The sequence below is a fragment of the Flavobacterium sp. genome (genome assembly GCF_013822155.1).
GTDB lineage: Bacteria > Bacteroidota > Bacteroidia > Flavobacteriales > Flavobacteriaceae > Flavobacterium.
In genome coordinates this window covers 1-1,410 of the sequence record NZ_PNJW01000171.1, presented here as the reverse complement: position 1 = coordinate 1,410, position 1,410 = coordinate 1, and the positions used below count along the sequence as shown (strand labels likewise).

Annotated in this window: 1 protein-coding gene and 1 pseudogene; one reads left to right on the top strand and one right to left on the bottom strand. The window is 30.6% G+C overall.

Annotated elements, in window-relative coordinates:
- Window positions 1-577: pseudogene (locus tag C0512_RS15675) on the bottom strand (hypothetical protein); the annotation flags it as partial.
- A 380-nt stretch (window positions 578-957) separates the two neighbouring features.
- Between C0512_RS15675 and C0512_RS15670 the strand changes: the two are divergent.
- Complete coding sequence (locus C0512_RS15670; protein WP_290863256.1) at window positions 958-1,263, top strand: hypothetical protein; 306 nt, start codon at window positions 958-960, stop codon at window positions 1,261-1,263.
- The last annotated feature ends 147 nt before the right edge of the window (window positions 1,264-1,410 follow it).

The window sequence follows — 1,410 nt, the reverse complement described above, 5'->3', positions numbered from 1 at the left end:
TTGAAGAACCTTGTCTTTCAATTTCTTCATAAATTGAATTCAATTTACCCTGATAAACACTATACTCTTCAATGATTGACCTATATCTAACAATATTATTGAATCGAATTTTATTATCAGTATCAGGCGCTATTTTAACTTCATTGTCTGAATCATTGAATATTAAAGATGAGCCAATACTATTTATAATAATACTAAAAACAGAAGGATACTTGGAAATAGACAAATTCTTTGAGTGAGCTTCTGCAATTTTTTGCTCATGGGCTATTTTCATATCTACAAGGGACTTGACTGAGTATTTTACAGGGTCATTTGTTTCGATATGGTGGTTAGGACAAAGTAATATCAGATTACGATAGTCAGACCTATCTTTGTTTGACATGTCAGGATTATATCTATCCGCTTTATGAGTGCTAGGGTTAGCGTCTTCAATATGACATATGTTTGAAAAATTTGTCTCGTCCTCAGAATTTACAAATATCACTGGACATTCTGGAAATGCACATTGATTACCAGATAAAGCGAATAATCTTTTAATTGTTAGTGTCGAATAATTTCTAGCTTGTCTTAATGCCATTGAATATTTTTTAGAAAAATAATGATTTCTAATTCGTGTTTTTGGATTTGTATATGTTTTGGTTCGTTGGCAATTATTTCTGCAATTTATAGTTTTTGACTTTCTAAACCCATGCTTTCTGGTAATAAATAAAACATATTAATAAATGTGCTTCTACTTAATTAGAGTAAAGATATTACAAAATTCTATTAAAGTTAAATTTTTATCGTTATGCTCCCTCCCTCTCTTACTATGTTACCTCCTTCCTCCCTGGGGGGGGACTATTCAGACAATCCCTTACCATGATTCCATTCATGAAATTTTTTTCCATAAAATTTTTCAGCAAAAATTAAGGTCATTTCATTCCGCCATGATATTTATATATAAACACATAAAATATCATGAACATACCAAAACTACTTCTCGATGAACTTAATGTCATAATCCCAGTATCAGAAAACTTAGGTGATTCCAAAGCAACCGCAATAAAAATAAGTTGCCCAGATGGCATGCTAATTGTAATTATTCAAAATGAAATCATTGACCTTATCCTTAATGAAGAACCTTGGAAAAAGATTGAACAATCACTAATATTTGATGAGGATAAGAAATACGATATGATAGCAGTGATTGAATTATTAGATGATGGCACAACTAAAAAGCATGTGTTTTGGTTTGATATAACGGAGTGTTTTTACATATCGTGAGACCTCATATTTTTGTTGTCATTAATGGTGTCCAAACAAATTTTTATCAATAGGAACTGAAAGAGCTTATTTGTTCTATGCATTCTTAAAACACAATGATTTAAATTATCTTAATTCTACTACCTCCCTCTATTTATAGCCAGTGTT

Bases quoted from the DNA above. Each gene is read 5' to 3' on its own strand.
- C0512_RS15670 (WP_290863256.1), top strand. From the start codon at position 958: ATGAACATACCAAAACTACTTCTCGATGAACTTAATGTCATAATCCCA.